General features: G+C 64.9%; 24 protein-coding genes. 20 read left to right on the forward strand and 4 right to left on the reverse strand.

Annotation, left to right across the window (positions count from 1 at the left end; translation table 11 throughout):
* Positions 1–72 precede the first annotated feature (72 nt).
* Both PLO63_03285 and PLO63_03290 read left to right on the forward strand, forming a co-directional pair.
* The gene (locus tag PLO63_03285) at positions 73–1,953 is read left to right on the forward strand and encodes a GNAT family N-acetyltransferase (GenBank protein ID HOI73150.1); all 1,881 of its coding nucleotides are present in this window, start codon (positions 73–75) and stop codon (positions 1,951–1,953) included.
* An 88-nt stretch (positions 1,954–2,041) separates the two neighbouring features.
* On the forward strand, positions 2,042–3,082 hold the full coding sequence (locus tag PLO63_03290; GenBank protein ID HOI73151.1) for an AAA family ATPase: 1,041 nt from the start codon (positions 2,042–2,044) through the stop codon (positions 3,080–3,082).
* Positions 3,083–3,224: 142 nt separating this feature from the next.
* On the opposite strand, the gene PLO63_03295 is transcribed toward PLO63_03290, so the two are convergent.
* The 4 genes from PLO63_03295 to PLO63_03310 form a co-directional block, all read right to left on the reverse strand.
* A complete protein-coding gene (locus PLO63_03295; protein HOI73152.1) occupies positions 3,225–3,935 on the reverse strand; it encodes a cytidylate kinase-like family protein in 711 nt (236 codons plus the stop codon).
* A gap of 188 nt (positions 3,936–4,123) precedes the next feature.
* The gene (locus PLO63_03300; protein ID HOI73153.1) at positions 4,124–5,479 is read right to left on the reverse strand and encodes a sigma-54 dependent transcriptional regulator; all 1,356 of its coding nucleotides are present in this window, start codon (positions 5,477–5,479) and stop codon (positions 4,124–4,126) included.
* Between the two features lie 81 nt (positions 5,480–5,560).
* Positions 5,561–7,084 (reverse strand): ATP-binding protein, encoded by a 1,524-nt coding sequence (locus PLO63_03305; GenBank protein ID HOI73154.1) that lies wholly within the window; start codon positions 7,082–7,084, stop codon positions 5,561–5,563.
* A gap of 213 nt (positions 7,085–7,297) precedes the next feature.
* Positions 7,298–7,660, reverse strand: a complete 363-nt coding sequence (locus PLO63_03310; protein ID HOI73155.1) for a hypothetical protein — start codon at positions 7,658–7,660, stop codon at positions 7,298–7,300.
* Between the two features lie 480 nt (positions 7,661–8,140).
* Here PLO63_03310 and PLO63_03315 point away from each other — a divergent pair, with 480 nt between their 5' ends.
* The 18 genes from PLO63_03315 (at position 8,141) to PLO63_03400 (ending at position 24,427) form a co-directional block, all read left to right on the forward strand.
* Positions 8,141–9,115 (forward strand): ACP S-malonyltransferase, encoded by a 975-nt coding sequence (locus tag PLO63_03315; GenBank protein ID HOI73156.1) that lies wholly within the window; start codon positions 8,141–8,143, stop codon positions 9,113–9,115.
* A 39-nt stretch (positions 9,116–9,154) separates the two neighbouring features.
* On the forward strand, positions 9,155–10,351 hold the full coding sequence (locus tag PLO63_03320; GenBank protein ID HOI73157.1) for an acyl-CoA dehydrogenase family protein: 1,197 nt from the start codon (positions 9,155–9,157) through the stop codon (positions 10,349–10,351).
* Complete coding sequence (locus PLO63_03325; protein HOI73158.1) at positions 10,351–11,346, forward strand: ketoacyl-ACP synthase III; 996 nt, start codon at positions 10,351–10,353, stop codon at positions 11,344–11,346. The genes PLO63_03320 and PLO63_03325 overlap by 1 nt, the downstream gene beginning before the upstream one ends.
* Positions 11,343–11,942 (forward strand): bifunctional 3-hydroxydecanoyl-ACP dehydratase/trans-2-decenoyl-ACP isomerase, encoded by a 600-nt coding sequence (gene fabA, locus PLO63_03330; protein ID HOI73159.1) that lies wholly within the window; start codon positions 11,343–11,345, stop codon positions 11,940–11,942. The genes PLO63_03325 and fabA overlap by 4 nt, the downstream gene beginning before the upstream one ends.
* 2 nt (positions 11,943–11,944) lie before the next feature.
* A complete protein-coding gene (locus PLO63_03335) occupies positions 11,945–12,673 on the forward strand; it encodes a 3-oxoacyl-ACP reductase family protein (GenBank protein HOI73160.1) in 729 nt (242 codons plus the stop codon).
* Positions 12,663–13,133, forward strand: coding sequence for a beta-hydroxyacyl-ACP dehydratase (locus PLO63_03340; GenBank protein ID HOI73161.1), 471 nt, complete (start codon positions 12,663–12,665; stop codon positions 13,131–13,133). The genes PLO63_03335 and PLO63_03340 overlap by 11 nt, the downstream gene beginning before the upstream one ends.
* The gene (locus tag PLO63_03345) at positions 13,123–14,415 is read left to right on the forward strand and encodes a beta-ketoacyl-[acyl-carrier-protein] synthase family protein (protein ID HOI73162.1); all 1,293 of its coding nucleotides are present in this window, start codon (positions 13,123–13,125) and stop codon (positions 14,413–14,415) included. The genes PLO63_03340 and PLO63_03345 overlap by 11 nt, the downstream gene beginning before the upstream one ends.
* Positions 14,408–14,656 carry a phosphopantetheine-binding protein gene (locus PLO63_03350; protein ID HOI73163.1) on the forward strand — a complete coding sequence of 83 codons (249 nt, stop codon included), beginning with the start codon at positions 14,408–14,410 and terminating at the stop codon, positions 14,654–14,656. The genes PLO63_03345 and PLO63_03350 overlap by 8 nt, the downstream gene beginning before the upstream one ends.
* Complete coding sequence (locus PLO63_03355; GenBank protein ID HOI73164.1) at positions 14,653–15,507, forward strand: lysophospholipid acyltransferase family protein; 855 nt, start codon at positions 14,653–14,655, stop codon at positions 15,505–15,507. The genes PLO63_03350 and PLO63_03355 overlap by 4 nt, the downstream gene beginning before the upstream one ends.
* Positions 15,389–16,156 carry a 4'-phosphopantetheinyl transferase superfamily protein gene (locus PLO63_03360; protein ID HOI73165.1) on the forward strand — a complete coding sequence of 256 codons (768 nt, stop codon included), beginning with the start codon at positions 15,389–15,391 and terminating at the stop codon, positions 16,154–16,156. The genes PLO63_03355 and PLO63_03360 overlap by 119 nt, the downstream gene beginning before the upstream one ends.
* A 19-nt stretch (positions 16,157–16,175) precedes the next feature.
* The gene (locus tag PLO63_03365) at positions 16,176–16,742 is read left to right on the forward strand and encodes a pilin (protein ID HOI73166.1); all 567 of its coding nucleotides are present in this window, start codon (positions 16,176–16,178) and stop codon (positions 16,740–16,742) included.
* Positions 16,743–17,047: 305 nt separating this feature from the next.
* Positions 17,048–18,526, forward strand: coding sequence for a 4-hydroxyphenylacetate 3-hydroxylase N-terminal domain-containing protein (locus PLO63_03370; protein ID HOI73167.1), 1,479 nt, complete (start codon positions 17,048–17,050; stop codon positions 18,524–18,526).
* A 117-nt stretch (positions 18,527–18,643) separates the two neighbouring features.
* Positions 18,644–19,783 (forward strand): acyl-CoA dehydrogenase family protein, encoded by a 1,140-nt coding sequence (locus PLO63_03375; protein HOI73168.1) that lies wholly within the window; start codon positions 18,644–18,646, stop codon positions 19,781–19,783.
* 244 nt (positions 19,784–20,027) lie between these two features.
* On the forward strand, positions 20,028–21,314 hold the full coding sequence (locus PLO63_03380; protein HOI73169.1) for an FAD-dependent oxidoreductase: 1,287 nt from the start codon (positions 20,028–20,030) through the stop codon (positions 21,312–21,314).
* A complete protein-coding gene (locus PLO63_03385; GenBank protein HOI73170.1) occupies positions 21,311–21,595 on the forward strand; it encodes a ferredoxin family protein in 285 nt (94 codons plus the stop codon). Before PLO63_03380 ends, PLO63_03385 begins: the two co-directional genes overlap by 4 nt.
* A 102-nt stretch (positions 21,596–21,697) precedes the next feature.
* Complete coding sequence (locus PLO63_03390) at positions 21,698–22,447, forward strand: electron transfer flavoprotein subunit beta/FixA family protein (protein HOI73171.1); 750 nt, start codon at positions 21,698–21,700, stop codon at positions 22,445–22,447.
* A complete protein-coding gene (locus tag PLO63_03395; GenBank protein ID HOI73172.1) occupies positions 22,444–23,385 on the forward strand; it encodes an electron transfer flavoprotein subunit alpha/FixB family protein in 942 nt (313 codons plus the stop codon). Before PLO63_03390 ends, PLO63_03395 begins: the two co-directional genes overlap by 4 nt.
* Positions 23,386–23,503: 118 nt before the next feature.
* A complete protein-coding gene (locus PLO63_03400; protein HOI73173.1) occupies positions 23,504–24,427 on the forward strand; it encodes a 3-keto-5-aminohexanoate cleavage protein in 924 nt (307 codons plus the stop codon).
* Positions 24,428–24,966 lie beyond the last annotated feature (539 nt).

Raw genomic sequence — 24,966 nt, forward strand, 5'->3', positions numbered from 1 at the left:
GGTTGCAGAGGAATCCGGATATTCCACGTTGGAGGACGGAAGGCTGTAATGCCCTGAGCGGAGGGAGCGAAAATGGCGGATCCGACAGCGGTGTGGAAAAAGCTTTACCCGGACAAATTTGCCCCGGAGGAGGAGGTCTTCGGCAGAATTCACCGCGGGAATGCGATATTCGTGGGAACCGCCTGCGGGGAGCCCCAATACCTCGTCCAGTGCCTGACCGATTACACCCGTGAGCATCCCAAGGCGTTTTTCGACGCCGAGATCCTGCACGTCATGACCCTGGGGGTAGCCCCCTACGCCGACGAGAAGTTCAAGCAGAACTTCCGGCACAACTCCTTCTTTGTCGGCGACAGCACCCGGAGCGCCATCAACCGGGGGGCGGCCGATTATACGCCGGTTTTCCTGTCCCGGCTGCCGCGCCTGTTCCGCAAGAAGATGATCCATCTCGACGTGGCCCTGATCCAGGTGTCCATGCCGGACAAGCACGGGTACGTCAGCCTCGGCATCAGCGTCGACATCGTCAAGGCCGCCCTGGAGAGCGCGTCCCTCATCATCGCACAGGCAAACCGCTTCATGCCCCGGACGCACGGCGACAGCCTGCTTCACCTGGAGGACATCGACTTCCTGATCCACCACGACGAGCCGCTTCTCGAGTACTCCCCCAAGGCCGACACGAACATCAGCCAGCGGATCGGGCAGTACGTCGCCCGGCTCGTGGAGGACGGCGACACGATCCAGGTGGGGTACGGGAACATCACGAATTCCATTCTCGACAACCTGAAGGAGAGAAGGCACCTGGGCGTCCACAGCGAGCTTCTCAACGACGGGATCGTGCGGATGATGAAAGAGGGCGTCATCGACAACACCATGAAAAAGATCGACCGCGGCAAGACCGTGGCCACCTTCTGCATGGGCAGCCGGGAGACCTACGAGTTCATCGACGACAACCCGGCCATCGAGTTCCGGACCATCGACTATACGAACAATCCGCTGATCATCGCCCGGCAGGAAAACATGGTGGCCATCAACAGCGCCTTGGAGATCGACCTGACGGGACAGGCGACGGCCGAGTCCATCGGAAAGACGTTTTACAGCGGCGTCGGGGGACAGGCGGACTTCATGCGGGGGACGGCCCTGTCCCCCCGGGGAAAGAGCATCCTGACCATTCCTTCGACGGCGGACGGGGAGACGAGGTCCCGGATTGTTCCCTACCTCAGTGAAGGGGCCGGGACCACCCTGATCCGGGCGGATATCGAATACGTGGTCACGGAGTACGGGATCGCCTACCTCCAGGGAAAGAACGTCCGGGAACGGGCCATGGCCCTGATCTCCATCGCCCATCCGAAGTTCCGGGCCGAGCTGATCGAGGAGGGAAGGAAGGCGGGGATTCTTTACAAGGACCAGGCCTTCATCCCCGGCCAGCAGGGCATGTATCCGGAGGAGCTGGAGTCCTTCCGGACGACCCGGAAGGGGATGCGGATCTTTTTCCGGCCGATCAAGATCAGTGACGAGACGCTGCTGAAGGACTTCGTCTATTCGCTGTCCGATCAGAGCCTGTACCGCAGGTTCATCTCGGTCCGCAAGGACATGCCCCACGAGCGGCTCCAGGAGCTTGTGGTGATCGACTATACGCAGGAGACGGCCATCCTGGCGATCGTCGGCTCGGAGGATAACGAAGAGATCGTAGGCGTGGGGCGCTATTTCATCGACTCGTCGAGCCACACGGCGGAGGTGGCCTTCGCCATCCGCGACGACTTTCAGAACCGCGGCATCGGATCGGAGTTGTTGTCCTACCTCACCTACCTGGCAAAGAGGCAGGGCTTGCTCGGCTTCACTGCGGAGGTCCTGGCCGAAAACGAGCCCATGATGCACGTTTTCGAAAAGGGGGGCTTCATCATGGAGAAGCGTAACCTGGCGGGGGTTTATGAGTTGAAAATGTCCTTCCGGGAGTGACGGTCCCGCGGAGAGGCAGAGGCGGCGGCCGTGGATTCCTGTTCGCGAAGGGGCGATACGAAGAGGATGGAATGCAGGAGGTGACGGTATGAAGAGAATCGTCGTCGCGTCGATGGCGGCGGGTGACGGGAAAACGAGCATGATTGTCGGGATCGCAGGAGCGATCGGAAAGAAGATCGGATACCTGAAGCCTTTCGGGGATCGCCTTCTCTACCGGAAAAAGAGGCTCTGGGACTATGATGCAGCCCTGGTCACCAGGGTCTTCCGTTTGAAGGAGAAGGCGGAAGACATCACCGTCGGGTTTCGCCACGCCAAGCTCGGCTATCTGGCCGATGAAGGGACGGCCCGGGAAAAAGTCCTGGAAATCCTCGACGGTGTCTCGCCGGACTGTGAATATCTCTTTGTCGAAGGGGGGAAAGGCCTGGCGTACGGCCTGTCCATTCACCTGGATTCCCTTTCCCTGAGGCGCTATCTGAACGGAACCCTCCTGTTCGTGGCGAACGGGTCGGGCGAAGACGGCGGCCTGGACGACCTGCTGGCGCTTCAGAAATACCTGGCGGCGGAAAAGGACACCCTCTCGGGAGTCATCATCAACAAGATCAAGGATCCGGACGATTATCGCGAGGTGTTCCTGCCGCGCATCGAGCGGCTGGGGATCCCCGTTCTGGGACTTGTCCCGGAGCGGAGGGAGCTCGGCTGCCTGTCGGGCAACCATCTGGCGGATCGCCTTTTCGCCACCGTTCTCACCGGGGAGGAGCATCTGGGCCGGCTGATCGAAAACGTGCTCGTCATGCCCATGGATCTCTCGGAGGCCAGAAAGCATCCCCTCTTTTCCGCACCGGGCAAGCTGGTCATGACGGACGGGAACAGACCCGACCTGGTCGAGGCCGCTCTCGAGGGAGACACCTCCTGCGTCCTGTTGACGGGCGGCATGGAGCCGCCGGAGGGTCTTGTCACGAGAGCCCGGGATCTGGGCATACCCATGCTGCTCGTGTCCCTGGACCTTCTTTCCTCCATCCGGCAGGTCGATCGAATCGAGCCCCTGCTCATGCAGAACGACACCGTCAGGATCGGAATCCTGGAAGACCTGGTGAGAGAGAACGTCCGGCTGGAGGCGATTCTTTCCTGAAGCGGCTGGCTTCCTGACCTGCATACGGCGGCCCCGCTGTCCGGCGGGTTCCCGTCCCGGACTTCACGCGACAAAAAACCTCCCCGACCGGCTTTGTGAATCGGGGAGGTTTTTTTCAGTCCGTCAATCTCGTGGCCGCTTCCTACCGTCTCATCTTGTCGATGGAGAAATCGTACCAGTTCCGGTTGTTGAAGGCCTCCTTGATGATTCCCTTGGCGACGGGAACGCTGCAGTTTTCCATGTTGATCACCAGGTCGTAATTCATGGGATCCAGCATGTCGGCATGGAAGTAGCGGCGGATAAAGGCCTTGCGGTCCGATTCCGTCCGCATGACGTTCTTCTGGGCCGCCTTCTTGGAAACGCCGTAGGCCTTCGCCACGTTCTGGATCCTCATCTCCATCGGAGCGACCACCAGCACGCGGAGGCATACCTCCTTGGGCAGGATGTAGCTGGCCCCCCTGCCGAGAATCACGGCGTGGCCGTGGGCGCCGATGGTGCTGATCACCCGGGTCAACTGCTCGATGTATTCATAGGGCCAAACCTGGCGCTCCGTCGAGAGGAAGGCGAGCCACTCCTTCACGATGCCGCTGTCCTGCTCGTCCAGGGTTGCAACGACCTTTTTGCTCGCATTCGTGTTCTTGGCGATCTCTTCGATGATCTCCTGATCGAAAGCATCAATCTTCAGGTCTTCCGAGAGCTGCTTTGCGATCTGCGAGGCATTGGCACCGGGCAGCCTCGAAATGGTGATCACCGGACGGACCGGTTTCTTGTACTTCTTCTTCTGGTCCACCTGCCACCGCTTGATCTGCTTCTCGATGATCTTGTCTAGTGTTTCATCAGGATACGTAGCCATCGCAATATAACCTCCTTGTCCGTTCCGAAGATAGGTCCATGAATGACACAATCCCTGCCGGACCCTTCTGATTTTATAGCCATGCGCGTTTCCTTAATCAAGGGAAAAAGCGGGACGTGTGGGGCGGGGGCATCGGGGCGGCGGGGCGTGCCCGCCGGGTACCGGGCCGGGACATCCCGTCGGGCTCGTCAGGTTCCTTTCCTCAGGTTGTACTTGATCATCTTGAGTTGCAGCCCCTTGCGGCTCATCCCCAGCTCCCGGGCGGCATGGGTGACGTTGTATCCGCAGGATTCCAGGACCGAAAGGATCATCTGCCGCTCGATCTCCTCGGACTGCTCCTTGATGAGCTTCTTGACCGGCTCCTTCTGGTCGCCCCTTCCGGGGACCGCGGCCTCCTGGGCGGCCGATCTCAGCTCGGGCGGAAGGTATTCCGCGCACAGCGTGTCCTTCGAGGCCATGAGCACGAGCCGCTCCATGACGTTTTCCATTTCCCGCACGTTTCCCGGCCAGTCGTAGCGCCGGAAGACGTCCAGGAGCGCCCCGTCCGCTCCCTGGATGGTCCGCTCGAGCTTGCGGTTGAACTTCTGGATGAAAAAGTCCACCAGGGTGGGAATGTCCTCCCGGCGCTCCCGGAGCGGTGGGATACAGATCGGAAAGACGTTCAGGCGGTAGTAGAGATCCTCCCGGAAGCGGCCCTCCTTTACCTCCTGCTGCAGGTTCCGGTTTGTCGCGGCGATCAGCCGGACGTCCACCTTGATCGTCCGGAGTCCGCCCACCCGCTCGAATTCCTGCTCCTGGATCACCCGCAGGATCTTGACCTGCATGTCCCGGGACAGCTCGCCGATCTCGTCCAGGAACAGGGTTCCCTTGTGGGCCAGCTCGAAGCGCCCCGGCTTGCTCACCACGGCCCCCGTGAAGGAGCCCTTCTCGTGACCGAACAGCTCGCTCTCCATGAGGTTTTCCGGGATGGCGGCGCAGTTGATCTTCAGGAAGGGGTTGGCTTTCCGGGTGCTGTTCAGGTGGATCGCCTGGGCGGCCAACTCCTTGCCCGTGCCGGTCTCCCCGGTGATCAGGACCGTCGTCGTCGTCGGGGCGACGCGGCGGATCGTCTCGAACAGCTCCGTCATGGCCTCCCCCCGGCCGATGATGCCCCCGTGGTCCATCTCTCCCGGCCCGGGAACGAACTCGCTGTCGTCCAGGGTCTTGGTCTGGATCGCCTTCCGGATCACGTTCTTGATCTCGTCCTGCTCGAACGGTTTCGTGATGTAATCGAAGGCGCCCTTTTTAAGGGCGTCCACGGCCGTCGCAATCGTGCCGTAGGCGGTGATCATGATGACCGGCAGGCCGGGGTGGTCCTGCCGGATCGCGTCGAGCAGACCCATCCCGTCCAGCTTCGGCATTTTCAGGTCCGTGACGACCGCCGAGACCTCCTCCCTCTTGAGAGCCTTCAGCGCTTCGAGGCCGTCCGCGGCGAGGAGGACGTCGAGGCCTTCCTTCTTCAGCATGGCCTGCAGGACCAGCCGCATGTTCAGCTCATCGTCCACAACGAGAATCCTGTGCATTGAAGAACCTTTCCAAAAGGGCGGACGGCCGGAGCGGGGCCGCCTCCCGTGAAGTATCCGGGCCTATGAGGGAAGGCCGACCCGGATGATGAAGATGCTTCCCCGGCCCGGGAGGGACTTGGCCCGGATGTGGCCGCCGTGCCCCCGCATGATCCGCTGGCAGATGGCCAGCCCCAGGCCGACCCCCCGCTCCTTGGTCGTAAAGAATGGCTTGAAGATGTTTTTCATGTCTTCCCGGCGGATTCCCGGTCCCGTGTCCCGGATCGTGATGGCCACTGTGTCTCCCTCGTCGCTTTCGATCCGCCGGGTGCGGAGCGTCAGGGTTCCCCCTTCCGGCATGGCCTCGATGGCGTTCATGGCGATGTTGAGGATGACCTGGACCAGTTGCTCCGGGTCGGCGTTGACTACCGGCAGCTCGGGGCGGAGGTCCGTCTGGATCGCGATCTTTTCGGACAGGATGTTGGCCCGGATGACGTCCACGGCCCGCTCGATGACGCGGTTGATGTCCTGGGGCTTCAGGTCGGGCCGGTAGGGACGGGCGAAATTGAGGAATTGCGACACGACCCGGTTGAGCCGGTTCACTTCCTCGATGATGACGTCCAGCAGTTTCAGGTTCTCCTCCGAGTTGACCTCCGAGCGCAGGTACTGGGCGGCGCCCTTGATGGACCCCAGGGGGTTCCGGATCTCGTGGGCGAAGACCGGGGCCATCTCCTCCAGGAGGAGGGACTTCTCCCGCTCGAGCTTCTCGTCGAAGGCGAAGAGGGACCGCAGCAGCTCCCGGCTGTGCGGAAACAGGAGAGTGAAGAGCTTCTTCAGGATCTCCCGGAGGGGCTCGATGGCGATGACGATGAGGAAACTGGCCACCATCAGGTGGGTGAAGGGCGGGGTCGTTTCCGCGGAGAACAGCCTCAGGATCGCCCAGGCCATCAGGGTGAGCGTGATCGTGATGATCGCCAGGAACAGCGTCCGGGCCATGATCTCCCGGAGCTCCGCCATCTGGGTATGGGTGACGAACATCAGGACGAAATAGAGCAGGACGGCGATGAAGATGTTGGAGAGGGGCGGGAACGCTCCGTGGAGGTGCTGGAACAGGTCCGCCATGCTCAGGAGAAACGCGGCCGTGCAGGCCAGCGTCAGGTAGAGAAACCGCTTCTTCTCCGGTCCCGCCATGCGGCGGAGGGTGAAAAGGATCAGGGCCGCCAGGCAGACCAGCAGGATCCCGATGACGTAGATTTCCAGGGCCAGGGTGAAGGAGTAGCGCTCGCGGAACGGCGTGAAGGACGCCGCGCCGAGGGCGAGGCTGACCAGGGCCGTCACGGCCGCGTCCCGCCGGCGGAGGACGCGCCGGTCCTTCACGAGGTTCTGAAAGAAGGCCACCGCCAGGGGCGGGATTCCCAGGAGTCCCAGAAAGGAGACGGCGTTCCAGAATTCGGCCGGCGTCACCTGCCCGAAGAACTGACCCCACTTGTGCAGGAAGACCGTGAAGCAGAGGGCCGCGAAGGACAGGAGGATCGGCCCCCTGTCTCTCCGCAGGAGAATGGAGATGCTGATGATCAGCGAAACGGCTGCCAGAGTGAATATTTCCATGGTCGCAAGGATATCCGCCGGGGAACCCGGCATCCGGGAGCATGATAGGTGCAAATGGGGGATGACGTCAAGGCGGAGGACGGAACCGCCCGCGTTCGCGGGCTGCCGGGACGCCCCGACCGTGCGGATGGGAAACGATACCCCGCCGCTGCCGTGGGAAGGAGACGCCCGGGAGAGGCGTACAGTTCGGCGGCGGCGGGGTCGTGATTACCTTCAGGCCCTCTCGGCTCCCTCGCCCGGAATGGCGTACCGGAAGCAGCTGTCGGACTGGTAGAACAGGCTGAACCGCTCAATCTTCCTGGGTTCCGTGATTTTCTTAGCCCGGACCTTCACCTGGATCGGCATCATGCTGAGCTCCATGTCGCCGAAATAGAGGTTGTCCAGGCTGAACCAGCCGTACATGACCGGAGCCTCTCCTTCTTCCATCGCCTGGCTGTCGGTCCGCCACAGCTGCTCGATGCCGGTGTCGGGTTCCGCGTAGTAGAAGACGCCGTCATTCTCCACCCGGGTGGAGATCCGCTCCCGTCTCTCGACCGGTCTGGACACTGCGCTCCCGGCCACTCTTTTCTTTCTCATGACACCCTCCTTGGTTCGAAGCATGGTTTGGAGATGCAAAATTCCCTTTGCCTTTTCCCGTACAGGATCCATGCCAAGGCCGCCGATGCCGGTGCCATTTTGTAACTGTCCGGATTGCCGCCGCTATTCATGGGGCCGACGTTTGGAGCCGGACGATTTCCCGGCCCCCGGTGCGTAAATCATTACGCGGTGCGTACGGGAGTGCGCAGGATTGGCGCGGCCGGAGCCGCCTTTGCGGCGGCCCCGGAATCGTTCACTTCCCGCGGTGAAACCGGCCGGATATTCCGGATTCGTAGCGCCGCCGTCCGGGGGGAGAGGGACGGGCCGGCCAGGTCCGTGGTTCCCGTTTCTGCTGATGGGCCGCCCGATTATTCCCCTGTGAGAACGGTTTGTTCGCCGGCGCCGCCGCCCGTGTTGACCCGCGCTGGCATGGATGGTGCTTTGGGGGCGGTCAAATCCATCCCGATGGAGGTTGCCGAGATGCGGGATTCATGCATCGCCGTTGTATTTCCCGGACAGGGGTGCCAGCGGCCCGGAATGGGCCGGGACTTTCACGAGGCCTTTGCCGTCAGCCGTCAGGCTTTCGAAGAGGCGTCGGATGCCCTGGGGTGGGATGTGGCGGCCTTGTGCTTTGCCGATGATGAACGGATTCACCGCACGGAGTACACGCAGCCCTGCATCCTCGTGACGGAGACGGCCATGTGCCGGGCCTTCCGCGAAATGACCGGCCTGGACCCAGCCCTCTTCGCCGGCCACAGCCTCGGGGAATTCACCGCCCTGGTGGCGGCGGGCGTGCTCTCGTTGTCCGACGCCGTCCGGATCGTCCGGGAGCGGGGACGGCTGATGCAGAAGGCCGTTCCGGAGGGCGGAGCCATGGTGGCCGTCATCGCGGGCGCCCTGGATCCCGGGGCCGTCCGGCAGGTGCTGGAAGGGCTCCCGGTGGACGTGGCGAACGTGAACTCCCCGCGTCAGATCGTGCTCAGCGGGCTGAAGGAAGGAGTCGAGGAGGCCGTCGCCCGGCTTCGGGACACCCTGGACGGCGAGGGGTGCCGGTTCGTGCCCCTGACGGTGAGCGCCCCGTTTCACAGCCGCTTCATGAAATCCGCGGAGGCCCCCCTCGAATGCGCCCTGCAGGAGGTCCGGTCCCGGATGGTTCCGGAAGCGGCGCCGCGCGTGGCCTCGAATGCCGGAGGCGGCTTTCACGAGGCCTGCGGCGACACCGTGATCCGGAACCTGGTGCGGCAGGTGAGCGGCACGGTCCGGTGGGTGGACAACATGCAGGCCGTGGCGTCCCGGGCGGACTCGATTTTCGAGATCGGGCCGGGGAGGCCGCTCCGTGATTTTTTCCGGGCCCTGGACGTCGGATGCACGTCCGTTTCCACGCTGTCGGCTGTCCGCAGGCTGTGCGAAGCGGAAAACAGCGCCTCCCGCCTGCGGAACGCAACCATGTCATGAATAAGCCGGGCGACCGGAAGAATGGAAGCAAGGAGCGATATGGACTTCAACCTTGACGACAACCAGCAGATGCTCGTGGAATCGGTCCGCCGCTTCGTCCGGAGCGAGATCCTTCCGGGGATCCTCGAAAGGGAGCGGAAGGACGCCTTTCCCTGGGACATCATCCGCAAAATCTGGAACATGGGCATCATGAACCTGACCGTTCCCCCGTCCGTCGGAGGAAGCGGCGTGGACGTCCTCACGGGCGCCCTCATCATCCGAGAGCTCGCCTGCGGTGACGCGGGCATCGCCACGTCGGCCATGTGCAACGACCTGGCCAACGCCGTCATCGCCTTTCACGGGAGCCCACAGCAGCAGGAGCGTTTCCTCGGACCCTTTGTCGGAGCGCCCCTGCTCGCGTCCTTCTGCCTGACGGAGCCCGGTGCCGGGTCGGACAACTCGGCCATGTCGACATTCATCCGCAAGGAGGAAAACGGCGGCTATCGCCTCAACGGCACCAAGTGCTTCATCACCAACGCGTCCCATGCCTCCCAGTTCACGGTCTTCTGCAAACTGGAAAAGCCCGCCGGACGCTTCCTGTCCTGCGTGATCGTACCGCTCCCGGAGGCGCCGGGGGAGGGGGACGGCGGGACGCCTGAGCGGAGGGAGATCGACCTTCCGGGAGGGGGCCGCGTCACCGTCGGGAAGCCCGAGGACAAGCTGGGCATCCGGCTGTCGAACACGGCGTCCGTGACGTTCGAGGACGTGGTCGTCCGGGCGGACCAGGTGATCGGGGACCGGAGGCTCGGCTTTTCTTATATTGTCGATGTACTCGACTACGCCCGGCCGATGGTGGCGGCCATCGCCCTCGGCACGGCGCGCCGCGCCCTCGACCTGACCCTGGCCTACACGCGGGAGCGCAAGCAGTTCGGCAGCCGCATCTGCGACCTCCCGGTGGCCCGGGAGACCCTGGTGGCAATGTGGAAGAAGACGGAGCTGGCGGAGCTGGCCCTCCTGAAGGCCGCTGTAAAAGTCCAGGAGCGGGCGTCCGACCGTGGTCTCTACGCTTCCCTGGCGAAAAACGCCGCGGCGGAGGCGGCCCTGTACTGCTCCGCGGAGGGCCTGCATCTGCACGGCGGTTACGGGTTCACGAACGAGTACGAGATCGCCAAGCTCGCCCGGGACGCCCATATCCTCGACATCTACGAGGGCGTCCGGGAGGTTCAGCACATGATCATGGGCCGGGAGATCGTCTGATGCCTCTGTATCTGCACGGCCTGGGACACTTTCACCCGGAGAACGAAATCACCAACCGGTTCCTGGAGGAGCTGGACATCGGCACCACGGAGGATTGGATCCTGGAGCGGGTGGGAATCCTCTCCAGGCGGACGATCCTGCCGCTGGACTATATCCGTGAGACGAAGAACCGGGACATCCGGGAGGCCTACGACGCAGCGCCCTTCGGGAATGCCAGGACGGGAGCCCTGGCGGCCCGGATGGCCATCGAGCGGGCCGGGATCACGCCCGGGGACATAGGCCTGGTGATCTCCGGCGGCTCCGCCCCGGACTCCCTGACCCCGGCGGAGGCGGCGAGCATCGCCGGCATGCTGGGAATCGACGCCCCCTGCTTCGATCTCAACTCCGCCTGCACGAGCTTCGGCATGCAGGTGGCCTTCATCTCCCGCATGGATCCCGGGCAATTGCCGGATTACGTCCTCCTGGTCAACCCGGAGAACCTGACGCGCTCCGTCGACTACTCGGACCGGGCCACGGCCGTCCTGTTCGGGGACGGAAGCGCGGCGGCCGTTCTTTCCGCGACGGTTCCCTCGCGGACGGCCGTCGAGGGCTGCGAGTCCTGTTCAAAGCCCTCGGCCTGGGAAAAGGTGAGCATACCCCGGACGGGCCATTTCACCCAGGACGGGAACGCCGTCCAGGGGTTTGCCATTCGCCGGACCACGGAGTCCCTCCAGGGCATGCGCCGCGAGGGAGCGGAGAACGGCGGCCGCCTGCTCTTCGTCGGCCACCAGGCCAACCTGGGGATGCTGCAGACCGTCTGTACCCGGGCGGGAATCCGGGAAGACGACCACTGGCACAACGTGGAGCATTTCGGAAACACGGGTGCGGCGGGGGCACCTTCGGTCCTCAGCCAGCGCTGGGAAGACCTCCGGCCGGGGGACCGGGTTGCCGTGGCGCTGGTGGGCGCCGGCCTGACCTGGACCTCCATGGAGCTGCATGTGAGGGGGACCGCATGACCTATCGGGAATTCATGGAACGGAGCCGCTTCGACCTGGAGCACCTGCTGGCTTTCGCCCACGGCAACCTGGTGGAGGACCCGCCGGCGGGATTCGACGCCCGCCTGCCCGCCCCGCCGTTTCTCATGATGGACCGCATCCTCTCCATCACGGCCGGCGGTCGCGGGGGGCGCATCGTGGCGGAGCAGGACATCCGCCCGGATACCTGGTACTTCCAGTGCCACTTCCGGAATGACCCGGTGCAGCCGGGCTGCCTTGGCGTGGACGCGATCTGGCAGCTCCTGGGATTCTTCTGCGCCTGGCGCGGCGGCCTGGGATCGGGCCGGGCCCTGGGGTGCGGGGAGATCGACTTTGGCGGCCAGATCCGTCCCTACAGCCGCCTGGTCCGCTACGAGATTGACGTGAAACGCTTTTCCCGGCTCAAGGAGTCGGAGGCGAGCATCGTAATCGGGGACGGAACCGTCTTCGTGGACGGGGAGCCGGTGTACCGGGTCGCCGGTGCACGGACGGGACTGTTCCGGGACATCGCCTACCGGGACTATCCACACCGCTCTACCCGGTCGGCAGGGGGAACGGCAAAAGGAGGAACGGTATGAACATGAACGGAAAACCGGTGGCCATCGTGACCGGGGGCGGGACGGGCATCGGCGCGGCCTGCTGCCGCGCCCTGGCCGCCGACGGCTTCTGCGTGGGGGTCCACTACCGCAGCAGCATCACCCCGGCGATGCAGCTCATCGAGGAGATGGGCGATGGCTTTCTTCTCCACGCCGACCTGGCCGACCCGGAGCAGGTGGAGGCCATGGTCCGGAAAATCAAGGAGATCGCCGGGAAGGTGGACGTCCTGGTGAACAACGCCGGCGTTTCCATCAACGCGCCGATCCACGGGATGAACCTCGACCAGTTTGACGCCCAGCGGTCCCTGATGCGGGGGATCTGGTACTTCACCAAGCGGGTGATCCGCCTGTTCATGCTGCGAAACGGCGGCGGGCGCATCATCAACATCTCCAGCGTCGTCGGGTCCACGGGGAACGCCGGCCAGATCGCCTACTGCATGGAAAAGGCCGCCATGGACGCGTTCACGCGCTCCCTGGCGAAGGAGTGCTCCGGGAGAAACATCCTGGTCAACTCCGTGGCCCCCGGGTTCATCGAGACGGACATGACCGCGGGCCTCCCGGAGGAGGTCCGGACGAAGATCCTGGCGGACATTCCCCTGGAGCGGATGGGCCGTCCCGAGGAGGTCGCCGAGGTCATCTCGTTTTTGTCCCGCAGGGGCTCCTACGTGACCGGCTCGGTGATTCACGTCAACGGGGGGCTCTATGGCGGCTGATGCGCTTCTTCGGGCCCGGGTGCTGGAGGCCGTGCCGCAGCGCCCGCCGTTCCGCTTCATCGACAACATCCACGAGCTGGACGAGAACCGGATCGTGGGCTCGTACCGCTTCCGGGCGGACGAGTTCTTCTATGCCGGGCATTTCCCGGGCCGTCCGGTCACGCCCGGCGTGATCCTCGTGGAGGCCATGGCCCAGGTGGGAGTGGTCGCCCTGGGGCTGTCCCTGGCGATGACGGACGGCCGGGAGGGCACCGGGTCCCTGACGACCCTCTTCACCCTGGTGGAGGGGGTGGAATTCAAGGGAGTGGTGCATCCCGGGGAGCGGGTCGTGACGGTGGGGGAAAAGATCTACTTCCGCAGGGGGACCCTGAAGTCCAGGGTCGCCATGACGCGGGAGAACGGGGAGGAAGTCTGCTCCGGCATCCTGGCCGGAATGGGGGTGGTGCTACATGAAGCGTAGGGTGGTTGTCACGGGGATCGGGGTGGCCGCGCCCAACGGCCACGGGCTCCCCGCCTTTGAGAAGGCGCTCCGGGAGGGCGTCTCCGGCATCCGGTTCATCCCGGAGCTGAAAGACCTGAATTTCGCCTGCCAGGTCGGCGGGGTCCCGCAGGATTTCGACCAGATCCGGAAGCGTTATTTCGATTTCGAGAAGCTGATGTCCATGAACGACAACATCGGCTACGCCTCGGTGACGGCCGTGGACGCCTGGCGGGATGCCGGCTTCGATCTGCCCGAGTCGGGTGACGACCGGGTGGACTGGGACACCGGGGCGATCGTGGGCTGCGGGATCGGCGGCATGGACACCATCGCCCGGAGCGTGGTTCCCACGGTCAACGAGGGAAAGGTGCGGCGGCTGGGAAGCCGGATCGTGGAGCAGGTGATGAACAGCGGGACCAGCGCGCGAATCGCGGGCCTGCTGGCCCTGGGGAACCAGGTGACATCCAACTCGTCTGCCTGCAGCACGGGAAACGAGGCGATCATCGAGGCCGTCCAGCGCATCCGGGCCGGGCTCGCGAAGCGGATGCTGGCGGGCGGATCCGAAGGGGCATCGCCCTACATCTGGGCGGGTTTCGACGCCATGCGGGTCATCTGCCGGAAGTTCAACGAGACACCCGAGGCGGCGTCACGGCCCATGAGCGAGTCCGCGGCGGGCTTCGTTCCCGGCTCCGGGGGCGCGATCCTGGTCCTCGAGGACCTGGAGACCGCCCGGGAGCGGGGGGCGCGGATCTATGCGGAGATCCTGGGCGGCGCCGTCAACTGCGGGGGGCAGCGCATGGGGGGCAGCATGACCGCGCCCAATCCAGAGGGCGTCCGGAACTGTATCCGGATGGCCGTCCGGGACGCGGGCATCCGCCCGGAGGAGATCGACGCCGTCAACGGCCACCTGACGGCCACCTACGCGGACCCCGTGGAGGTGGCCAACTGGTCCGAGGCGCTCGGCCGGGGGCCGGGGGATTTCCCCTGGATCCAGTCCACCAAGTCCATGATCGGCCACTGCCTCGGGGCGGCGGGGGCCATCGAGTGCGCCGCTGTGGCGCTTCAGCTCAAAAGGGGGTTTCTGCACCCGTCCCTGAACTGCGAGGACGTCCATCCCGGCATCGAGGCCTACGGGCACCGGATTCCCCGGGAGTGCGTCGAGGACATGGATCTCAGGACCTTCGCCAAGGCCGGGTTTGGCTTCGGCGACGTCAACAGCTGTCTGATATTCAGAAAATGGGAGGAAAACGGAAGTCATGAGTGAACAGGAAATTTTCGCAAAAATGATTGAGATTTTAAGACCTTATGTGAAAGACGCGTCGCTCCTCGGCGGGGCGACCGCGGCCACGCATATTCTCGACGACCTGAAGGTCAACTCGGCCCGGCTCGTGGACGTCATCATCGGCTGCGAGGACGCCTTCGGGATCACCATCGAGGACGACGAGGCGGACGGCATCCGGACCATCGGCGACGCGGTAACGCTCATCCTGCGGAAAAAGGAATGAACGGCGGCGACGCCTGCGGGGCGTGCCTGAGAAGGCAGGAGGCCCGGGGGCGCCTGGCGTCCCTCGTCATTGGCCCCCTGTTCTTCCTCGCCATGCGCCTCCTCGGCTACCGGGTCCAGGGGCTCCCGGAGATCCGCCGCCGGTGGGCCGCGCTTCGGCAGGAGCACCCGGGGCCGTGGCTCGTCTGCGCCAACCACCTGACCCTGATCGACTCGCTGGTCGTGTCGTACGCCCTCTTCTCCCTGACGGATCACGTCCGCCGGTTCCGGGCGGTTCCCTGGAACCTGCCGGAGGAGAAAAACTTCGGCGGGTCGCGCCTCCTGGCCGCGATCTGCTACCTTGCCAAGTGCATCCCCGTGCAGCGCGGCGGGGACCGGGACAGCGTGCGGGCCGTGATGGAGAAGTGCCTTCGGCTCCTCAAGGGGGGACGGACGATCCTGATCTTCCCGGAAGGCGGGAGATCCCGGAGCGGGCGGGTGGATCCGGCGCAGGTCTCCTACGGTGTCGGCAGGCTTCTCGGCGAGTCGCCGGACGCCTGTGTCCTCTGCCTCTATGTGCGGGGCGACGGACAGGATTCCTGGAGCGATTATCCCCGCTTCGGGGAGCGCTTCACGGTGCGCATGGAAGTCCTGATTCCCCGGGCAGAGGGGGAAGGGCTCCGCCGCCAGCGGGCCTATGCCCGGCAGATCATAGAAACCCTTGCCGGGATGGAGGAGGAGACCCTTGGCCTTTGTGGGGAACGATGTCGTCGACCGGGGGGACCCGGCGAACCGGGGAAAGAGCCGGGACGCCAGGTTTCTGGACAAGGTCTTCCATCGGGAGGAGCAGGAATTCATTCGTTCGTCCGCTGACCCTGACGGCGCCCTGTGGGTGCTCTGGGCGGTCAAGGAGGCCGCCTGGAAGGCCGCCGTGAAGACGGCCCCGGAGAGTGAGCGGGGCTGGAAAGGGATCCGGATCCGCCTGGGTCGGGAATGCCCGGAGCCTCCCAGCGGGATGCCGGATTGCCGGATGCTTCCGGAAAAGGAAGGATCGCACGGCCCTCCCTGGGAGGCCGCACGGACCGGCGTTGCAGAGACATTCGCGGGACCGGTGTCTTTTGACGTCCGGCAGCGGGGCGACTGTATTCACGCCGTCGGCCTCTTCGGCCCGTCTGAACGGATCCTCTGGCAGGCCGGCCTGATGTCCGCCCGGGGCGGTCTCATTTACTGTTTGAACATTCTTCTGGACCTGGCAGACGGTGAGGCGGTCATCCATCGAGCACTGGGTCCGCAGGGGCTCCTGCCGCCCCGGCTGTTCATCCGGGGTGAGCCATCGGGCATCGATATCAGCCTGAGCCATGACGGGCGGTTTGCGGCCTGGGCGCTCCGGACGCCGCCGGTCATCCTTTGTTGCGGACGTGCCGGTGACCGAACGGGCTCTCGTGATCCGGTGGACAACCGAAACGTCCGGACGTTCCGCCCCATGATGGCCTCTTCCCCGCTGCCGCCGGTCGTGCTATAGAGGCGCCGGAGGTTCATCCATGATCATTTGGAGTATGTTTTCCCGCATCGCTCTCGCTTTGGCGTTGCTGATGCTTGTTGCGTCCCTGATTGTATCGTCTTTGTCCGTACGGTTCGTCCTGGCAGCGGTGATGGCGGCGGCGGCTGTCCTGCCCGTGGTCTGCGGGCCCATGCGCTACCGGCTTGTCGGGATCGTGGCCCTCGTGGCCGGAATCGGCCTGGCCTGGTCGCTGTACCCGGCGTTCAAGGGAGATCCCTCCTACGTGAAGGGCAAGGTCGTCCAGGCGGCGGCGTTCGGCATGGAGGTGGCGCGGGCGGCGGACAAGGTGGCCGTGGACTACAACCGCACCCCCTTGAGCCTGCGCGAGCTGGGGCTGGATCTGCCCAAGGGCGCCGTGGCGGATGTGAGCTTCCCGAAAGACGGAACCATCCTGCTTGTCCTCGAGGTTCCCACGCTGTCCGGCTCCGTCCTGCAGTACACTCCCACGGGAATGCCCGGCTCCAGGAAGTGGCGGTGCTCCGGTCCGTCCGTTCCTCCGGAGTTCCTCCCGCCTCAGTGCCGGGAGAGCGTGAGTCAAAAACCCTGAGCGGCCGCTCCGGGCGTCCCTGCCGCCATCCCCTTTTCCCTCAAAAAGGGGCGCAACGATTCCCCCGTCCTGCCTCTGAAGCTCTATCCCGCGAAAGACCGGCATGTCTGTCCTTATGGAAGCAAAAGTCCATATGCTGACACGATAAGCCGGTCCGGAATGACCCGAATCGGAAACAACCAAGCATAATCAATTCGTTATCAATTGGCGGGAGGGTGGCGGCCATTGGCACCAATCCTGCACCGTTTCCATCCGTATTGCCGTTGACAGTCAGATTTCCCGCATCAATTCGATTTCGGAAGGGGATGAGCGCCATGATGAGCGGGGCCGATTACGTAAAGTCACTCGAGGCCATGAACTCGACGGTGTTCATCTATGGCAAGCGCGTCGAGCGCTTCTGGGAGCATCCGGTCCTCAAGCCCGCCTTCCATTGCCTCCGCGAGACCTTCGATCTGGCCTCCGACCCGTCCAGGGATCCAGAACTCCATTCCCTGCTGGTGACGGAGAGCCCCCTCACGGGAGGGACGATCAGCCGGTTCCTCCACGTCGTCCAGTCCCGGGATGATCTGCTGGCCCGGATGAAGATGCAGCGCGCTCTGATGCGCCACACGGGGGGCTGCTTCGGCGGGCGCTGCGTCTCGGGCGCGGTGATCAACGCCCTCTGGTCCGTCACCTGGGACGTGGACCGCGAATCCGGAGGAAAGACGCAATACCACGACCGTTTCCGGGCCTTCATGAAGGAGGCCCAGGAGAAGGACCTGGTGGTCATGGGGAACATCACCGACGCCAAGGGCGACCGTTCCCTGCCTCCCCACCGCCAGGCCGATCCGGATCTGTATGTGCGGATCGTCGAACGCTACGCCGACGGGATCGTCGTCAACGGCGCCAAGCTTCAGCAGTCCGGCGCCCCACTGGCCCACGAGCGCCTCGTGGTGCCGACCACGGCCCTGGGACCCAACGACGAGGCCTACGCCGTGGCCTTCGCCGTCCCCGGCGACGCCAAGGGGGTCATTCACGTCAACGACTCGGCCTGCGCCAATGCCAAGTTCATGGCCATGCGGCCCGAGGACATCGGCAACGCCACCTTCGGCATGCACCAGAGCGCCCATGTCCTGTTCGACCATGTCTTCGTCCCGAACGACCGGGTCTTCCTGTGCGGCGAGGTCAAGGCCACCCGCGACCTGGTCCATCGCTTTTCCGACTTCCAGAGGTTCGCCTCGGCGACTTGCCGGTCGGGCTACATCGACCTCTGCATCGGAGCCGGGATGGCCCTGGCGGACTACAACGGCGCGGCCGGTTTCGGCCACATCCGGGACAAGCTGGTCGACATGAGCGTGGACAGCGAGACCCTCTACGGGCTCGTGGCCGGATCGGCTGCCCTGGCGACGGAACTGCCCTCGGGGGTTTTCCTGCCGGAGACCTTTTCCGTCAATGCCGCCAAGCTTTATATGAACGAGGCGATCCTGAAGGCCGGCCAGCGGCTGGCCGAGATCGGAGGTGGGATCCTGGTGACCCGGCCCTCCTCGGTGGACCTGGAGATCCCCGGAGTCGGGGAACTTCTGGCAAAGTATCACCAGGGGCGTGCGGGTGTCGCCGTGGAGGACCGCCTGAAAATGGCCCGTCTCTGCGAGTCCCTTTCGGGACTGGCCGCCCTGACGCCGATCCTGTCTGTCATTGCGGCGGGTCCGCCGGCGACGCAGAAGCTCAATTTCCGGCTCCTGACGGACTTCGCCCGGGACAGGAGGGCCGCGGAGCGCCTGGCCGGGATCGGCGGGGGATCATAATCAGCATGAACGTGCGACGGGGACCGCTTCCCGGCGCCGCAACCAACGGCCATCGCGTCCCCGGAGTTGGATCCGGGCCGGAAGACCCGGGGGGCCGGTGAGAAAGGAATCCCATCCATGCAGTTCAAGCTCACGAAGGAACAGGAACTGATCCAGCGGGCCGCCCGGGAATACGCCGAGAAGACGGTGGCACCCCAGGTGGAGACCGTCCTGGAGACCGGCAAGGTGCCCGATTCGATCTTGCGGGATCTCAAGGAACTCGACTTTTTCGCCATCCCCGTTCCCGAGGAATACGGTGGAGCCGGCGCGGGCTATTCCAGCTACACCCTGGTCCTGGAGCAGCTGGCACGGGTGCTGCCGGCCCTGTCGGTCATCATCTCGGTGAACAACGTCGGCCTGGCGGCCATCCAGAACTTCGGAACGGAGGAGCAGAAGAAACGATACCTTCCCCAGGGTGGACGGGGAGACGGTATCCTGTCCTTTGCATTCACGGAGCCGGGGACCGGCTCCGATCCCAAGCAGCTCACGACCACGGCGGAGCGGAAGGGCGACACCTTCGTGCTCAATGGAACGAAGCGCTTCATCACCAACGCCGGCTTCCCCGGACCCATCGTCGTCGTCGCGAAGGAGAGCGACACCGGGGCCGTCAGCGGCTTCCTCTTCGACAAGTTCATCGAGGGGTACACCGTCTCGGAGCCCTGGAAGAAAATGGGCGCTCCCGGGGGGCCCCTCTACGATGTGTACCTGAAGGACGTCGTCGTTCCCGCGGAGAGCATGCTCGGCGGGCCAAACATGGGGTTCTGGGTCCTGAAAGTGGCCCTGGCGCTGGGCAAGATCGGCATCAGCTCCATCTTCCTGGGCTGTATGCTGGCGGCCTACGAGGAGGCCCTCAAGTACGCCACCCAGAAGACCCACCGGGGCCAGCCCATCGTAAAGTTCCAGTCCATCCAGACGGCCATCTCCGACATGGCCATGAAGTACGAGGCGTCTCGCTGGATGACCTACCGGATCGGCTGGCTGGCGGATCAGGCGAAAGACAAGGGGGACATCCTGAAGGATTCGGCCATGACGAAGATTTTCGTCACCGAGGAGGCGGTGGACGTGGCCCGGATCGCCATGAACGTCCACGGCTCCTACGGATTGATGCAGGATTATAAGATGTCACAGATCTGGAAAGATGTTATCTTCGGACCCCAGGTGGAAGGCGTGTCCCCCCTCCTGAAAGTTCTCGTGGCGGGGGAGATCCTCCGGGGCTGAGCCGGGGTCCGGTCCCCTCCGGTTCCCCGGAGAGAACCGGAAGCGGTCAGATACGAAAAGCAGGCTTCGCCGGAATCCGGGAACAGGGCGCGCCGGCCGTGAACCCCGAGGGGGCGGCCATCCGCCGGACGCGGACGGATTTTGGATGAAGCCGTGAACGATTGCGGTTTCCTGCGACGCGGGTCCCCCTCCCTCCCCCGGGAGATGGGGGACCCATCCCAAACCAATCACTCGACGGAAAGGCATGGACAAATTCGACGTCATCATCGTCGGCGCGGGGCTGTCGGGCCTCGCGGCCGCCTATACCCTGGTCCGGGAGGGAGCCGAGGTGCTCGTCCTGGAGCGGGGGGACTACGCCGGGGCGAAAAACCTGACCGGCGGGCGCCTCTATCTCAATCCGGTGCGGTCCCTGCTTCCGGAACTGCTGGAAAAGGCGCCCCTGGAGCGGGGGATCGTCCGGGAGGACATCTGCCTGCTTGGAAAGACCGGCTCCTTCACCGGGAGCTATGACGCCCGGTCCGGCCCGGCCGGGCCGCCGCAGAGCGCGACCGTTCTCCGGGCCCGCTTCGACCGCTGGCTGGCGAAGGAAGTGGAGCAGCAAGGGGTTCCGGTGGTCACGAAGAGCGCCGTGGAGGACCTGATCCTCGAGAACGGCCGGGTCAAGGGCATCGTCGTGACGGGCGAGGAGATCGGTGCCGACGTGGTCCTCGCCTGCGACGGCGTCCTGTCCCTGACGGCGGAGAAGGCGGGCCTCCGAAGCCCCGGGCATCCGGAGCATTATGCCGTCGGCATCAAGGAGATCATCGAACTCGACGAAGGCGTCATCGACGACCGCTTCAACGTCTCCCCCGGCGAGGGGGCGGCGCGGCTTTTCCTCGGGGAGGCCACGCAGGGCCGGTTCGGGGGAGGGTTCCTCTATACGAACCGGACGAGCCTCAGCATCGGGATCGTCCTGGGTATCGACGTTCTGGGGGGCGCCCCCGGCGAGCCCACGGCGCCGGAGATCTTCGACGCCTTCAAGAACCGGCCGGAAATCCAGTCCCTCATCCGCGGCGGCCAGACCGTGGAGTACGGCGCCCACGTGATTCCGGAAGGCGGGATGGCGGGCGTCGGCAGGCTTTGCGGCGACGGCATCCTGGTGGCGGGGGACGCCGCGGGATTCGCCCTCAACACGGGGCTCATCGTCCGGGGCATGGATTACGCCCTGGCATCGGGCTACTGGGCCGCCCGGGCCGTCCTGGAGGCGAAGGGGCGGAACGATTTCAGCGCCGCCTCCCTGGCCTGCTACGAGGCGCTCCTTCGGGACAGTTTTGTACTCAAGGATTTTGAGACGGCCCGCCACGCCCCGGAGGCCCTCCGGAACCCGCGCTTCTACGGCCGCTACCCGGATCTCGCCATCGGCATCTTCGAAGACCTGTTTGCCGTTCCCGAAGGCCCCAAGGACAAGCTCTTCTCCACCGTCCGGCGGCATCTGCCCCTGCGGGAGATCCTGGCCGTCCTCCGGGACATGAAAGGCATGGTGAAGATATGAGCGACGCCCAGGGCCTCAAGGAAAAGCTGGGGAAAGACGTCTTCAAGCCCGGGGCGGACAGGCACATCGCCATCCGGCCGGGCCGGGAAAAGGATCCGAGGCTGCTGCGGGCCGTGGCGCTCTGTCCCTCGGGGCTCTATTCCCGGGGGGACGACGGGGCGGTGACCCTCACCCTGGAGGGATGCCTCGAGTGCGGAACCTGCCGGATCGCCTGCGGTCCGGAGGTCCTGGAGTGGTCCTATCCGCCCGGGGGGGCGGGTATCCAGTTCCGGTTCGGGTAGGACGGGACGAAGTCATTCCCCTCCGGCGGGGCTGTCAGGGGGATCCTTTTTCAACCATCGCCGCGTTTCCTCGCGGTCGATCCTTTCACAAAGCGAGTTGCCATGAATATTCTCATTGCCATGAAGCAGGTGCCGGACCTGCAGCAGGTCCGTATCCGGGACCGCAGGCCCGTTCTCGACGATGTACCCCTCCTGATGGGAGACATCGACCGCAGTGCCCTGGCGGCGGCGGTCGCCCTGCAGGAAGCCGCGGCGGGGAAGAAGATCGTTCTTTCCGCCGGGGACGGAAACCTGGAAGACACGGTCAAGGAAGCCCTGGCGGCTGGAGCCGACGAGGCGGTCCTGGTGATCGACGATCGTCTCCGGGATGCCGAGAGCGCGTTTTCGGCCTGTGCCCTGGCCGAGGCGATCCGGCGCACCGAAGACGTCGGCCTGGTCCTCTTCGGCGAGGGGAGTGCCGACAACTATTCCGGCCAGGTCATGTCCCGCGTCGCCGGGCTTCTGGGCTGGCCCCAGGCGGGGTATGTGCGGGAGATCCGCCTGGAGGACGGGAAGGCCGTCCTGACACGCTCCCTGGAAGACCGCGAGGAGATCCTGGAGGTGGACCTGCCGGCGGTGGTGAGCGTCGTGTCCGAGATCGCCCAGCCCCAGACGCCCTCCGTGACGGCGATCCTAAAGGCCGGCCGGAAGCCGAAGACGGTCTGGAGCCTTGCCGACCTGGGCCTGGACGGACCGCAGCGGGCGGCCGTGGAGACCCTGGACCAGCTGGCTCCCCAGAGCGAGCGGAAAAAAGTGATCCTGAAGTCCGTGGAGGAGCTGATGGACGTCCTCCGTTCAAAGGAGAAATCGTGAAAAACATTCTCGTATACAGCGACCGGCCGGCGACGGCGGCGGAACTGGTCTCGGCGGGACTGCTCATATGCGCCGCAACGGGGGGAACGCTCCGGGCCGTGTCCGTGAACGATGCGGACCTTTCCGCCTTCCTGGCGGCACGGGGGATCGACGTCCTGGAGATCCGTACGGAGGGAGATCCGGTGGCCGATGCGGCGCAAATGGCCGCGGCCTTGAAGGAGGCGGCGGATCAGAGCGGCGCGGGGATCATCCTCCTGTCATCGGGCCGCCGGGGGAAGGAGATCGCCGGCCGCCTTGCCCAGGAGATCGGGGCGGGCTGCCTGACCGACGTGGGCCGGTTGGACGTCGCCGCCGGCCGGATTACCGGCGTGCGGTACGCCCTGGGAGGGGCCACGGAGGTCTTTCAGGCGGTGGCGACGGAACGGCAGGTCCTGGCCCTCCGGCCGGGCGTCTTTCCCATGGCGCCGGAAGGAGCGCCCGGGGCCGTTCAATCCCTGGAGGTGCGGCTGCCGGCACCCCGGGTCCGCCTGCGCGGCGTGAACGCAAAAGCGGGTGACGGCGCCGACATTGAGAAGGCCGAGGTGCTCGTCATTGTCGGGCAGGGCCTGGCGGACCGGGAGGAACTGGTCCTGGCGGAGCGGATCGCCCGGGGACTCGGCGGAGAGGTGGCCTGCACGAAGCCCGTCGCCACGGACCGCCGCTGGCTTCCGGAGGACCGGATCGTAGGCCTCTCGGGCAAGGCATGCCGACCTTCCCTGGCTCTTCTCCTGGGCGTGTCCGGACAGGTCCAGTTCACCGTCGGGATCCGCGACGCCGGGACGATCGCCTCGATCAACCGCGACGACCAGGCACCCGTGACATCCCTGTCCGATTATTTCCTGCCGGCGGACCTGAAGACGGTCCTGCCGGAACTGGCCGGGAAGTTTTCGCCTCCCTGAGGCGGCGGGAAGACAAGAAAGGGGGGTAACGGATCCAGGCTCGAATGTCGCTTTCCATGCCGGCGGCTCAGGGGGGCCCCGGTTGAAACCACCGCATCGCGGAAAAGGAGGGGAAACCATGAGAGAGAAAGCGGTCATTACAGCGGCCATCACCGGGAGCATCCACACTCCCACCATGTCGGAATACCTGCCCGTCACGCCGAAGCAGATCGCCGACGACGCCGTCCGGGCCTACGAGGCAGGGGCGGCGGTCGTGCACGTCCACGCCCGGAACCCGGAAACCGGCATGCCGGTGCCGGACGTGAACCTCATGAAGGAGATCATCACCAGCATCAAGAGCCGCTGCCCCGTCGTGATCTGCATTACCACCGGCGGCGGGCTTGGGATGACGGTGGAGCAGCGGGTGGCGCCCGTCAGCCTCTACAAGCCCGAACTGGCCTCGTTCAATGCCGGCTCCGTCAACTTCGCCCTCTTCCCCGCGGTCGGGCGATTCAAGGACTGGAAGTATGACTGGGAGACGAAGTACCTCGCCATGTCGGAGGACTTCATTTTCCCCAACACCTTCAAGACCATGCGGGAATACTGCGGCCACTTCGCCGAGAACGGGACCAAGCCGGAGTTCGAGATCTACGACTCCGGGATGGTCGACAACGTGGCCTGGCTGATCCAGGCGGGGTATGTAAAGAAACCCGTCTACGTCCAGTTCGTCCTGGGCATCCTGGGCGGCCTGTCGCCGAGCCCGGAGAATCTGATGTTTCTCGTCGAGCACGCGAAGCGCCGCCTCCAGGAGTTCGAGTTCTCCGTCTGCGTCGCCGGCCGGGCCCAGTTCCCGATCTGCACCCAGTCGCTCCTCTTGGGCGGCAACTGCCGGGTGGGCCTGGAGGACAACCTCTGGCTGGAGAAGGGACGCATGGCGAAAAGCAGCGGCGAGCAGGTGGAAAAGATCGTCCGCATGGCCCGGGAACTCGGCATCGATGCCGCCTCCCCCGACGAGGCCAGAAAGATCCTGGGGCTGAAAGGGATCGACAAGGTTAATTACTGACGACCGCTGCCGAAGACGGTGCCGCTTTCGACATTTCCGTCTTTTTGCAGAGAATCAGGAGCGAGTGGGAGGCCAGGCATGTGGGAGCAGGGCTTCCCTCGCGCTCAGGAGCGTTTTTTCGACCCTGCATCGTCTCGCTCCGCTGCAAAGTCATAACTCGCGCCTGGGGGCGCTCAGACAGATGACTTTGCGGGCGCTGCGCTGCGACGGCAGGGTGCCCCGAAAAAGCCGCTATTCGCGCTCCGGGAAGCCCCCCCTCCCCGACCAAGGTTCGCGGGGGCGCGACCGGGGGTTTCCAGAGGAGGAATTGGAACATCCCTGCCGGAGGCATGGGACGGGCTGTTCAAAAATGCTCGGATGCAAGGCCCCCGAAATCCTGAGCCGTGAGTCGTACCCTGGTCGAGGGGAATCAGGCATCGGACTCCCCCCCCCCCCCCCCCCCCCCATTTGATTCCATCGGATTGTTGGACGACACCATCAGACGGTATGGCATCGACGGCTGTCTTGTGATATGAGCGGCAGAATTCCGGCCTGGGGGA

Source organism: Syntrophales bacterium, assembly GCA_035363115.1.
Classification (GTDB): domain Bacteria; phylum Desulfobacterota; class Syntrophia; order Syntrophales; family PHBD01; genus PHBD01.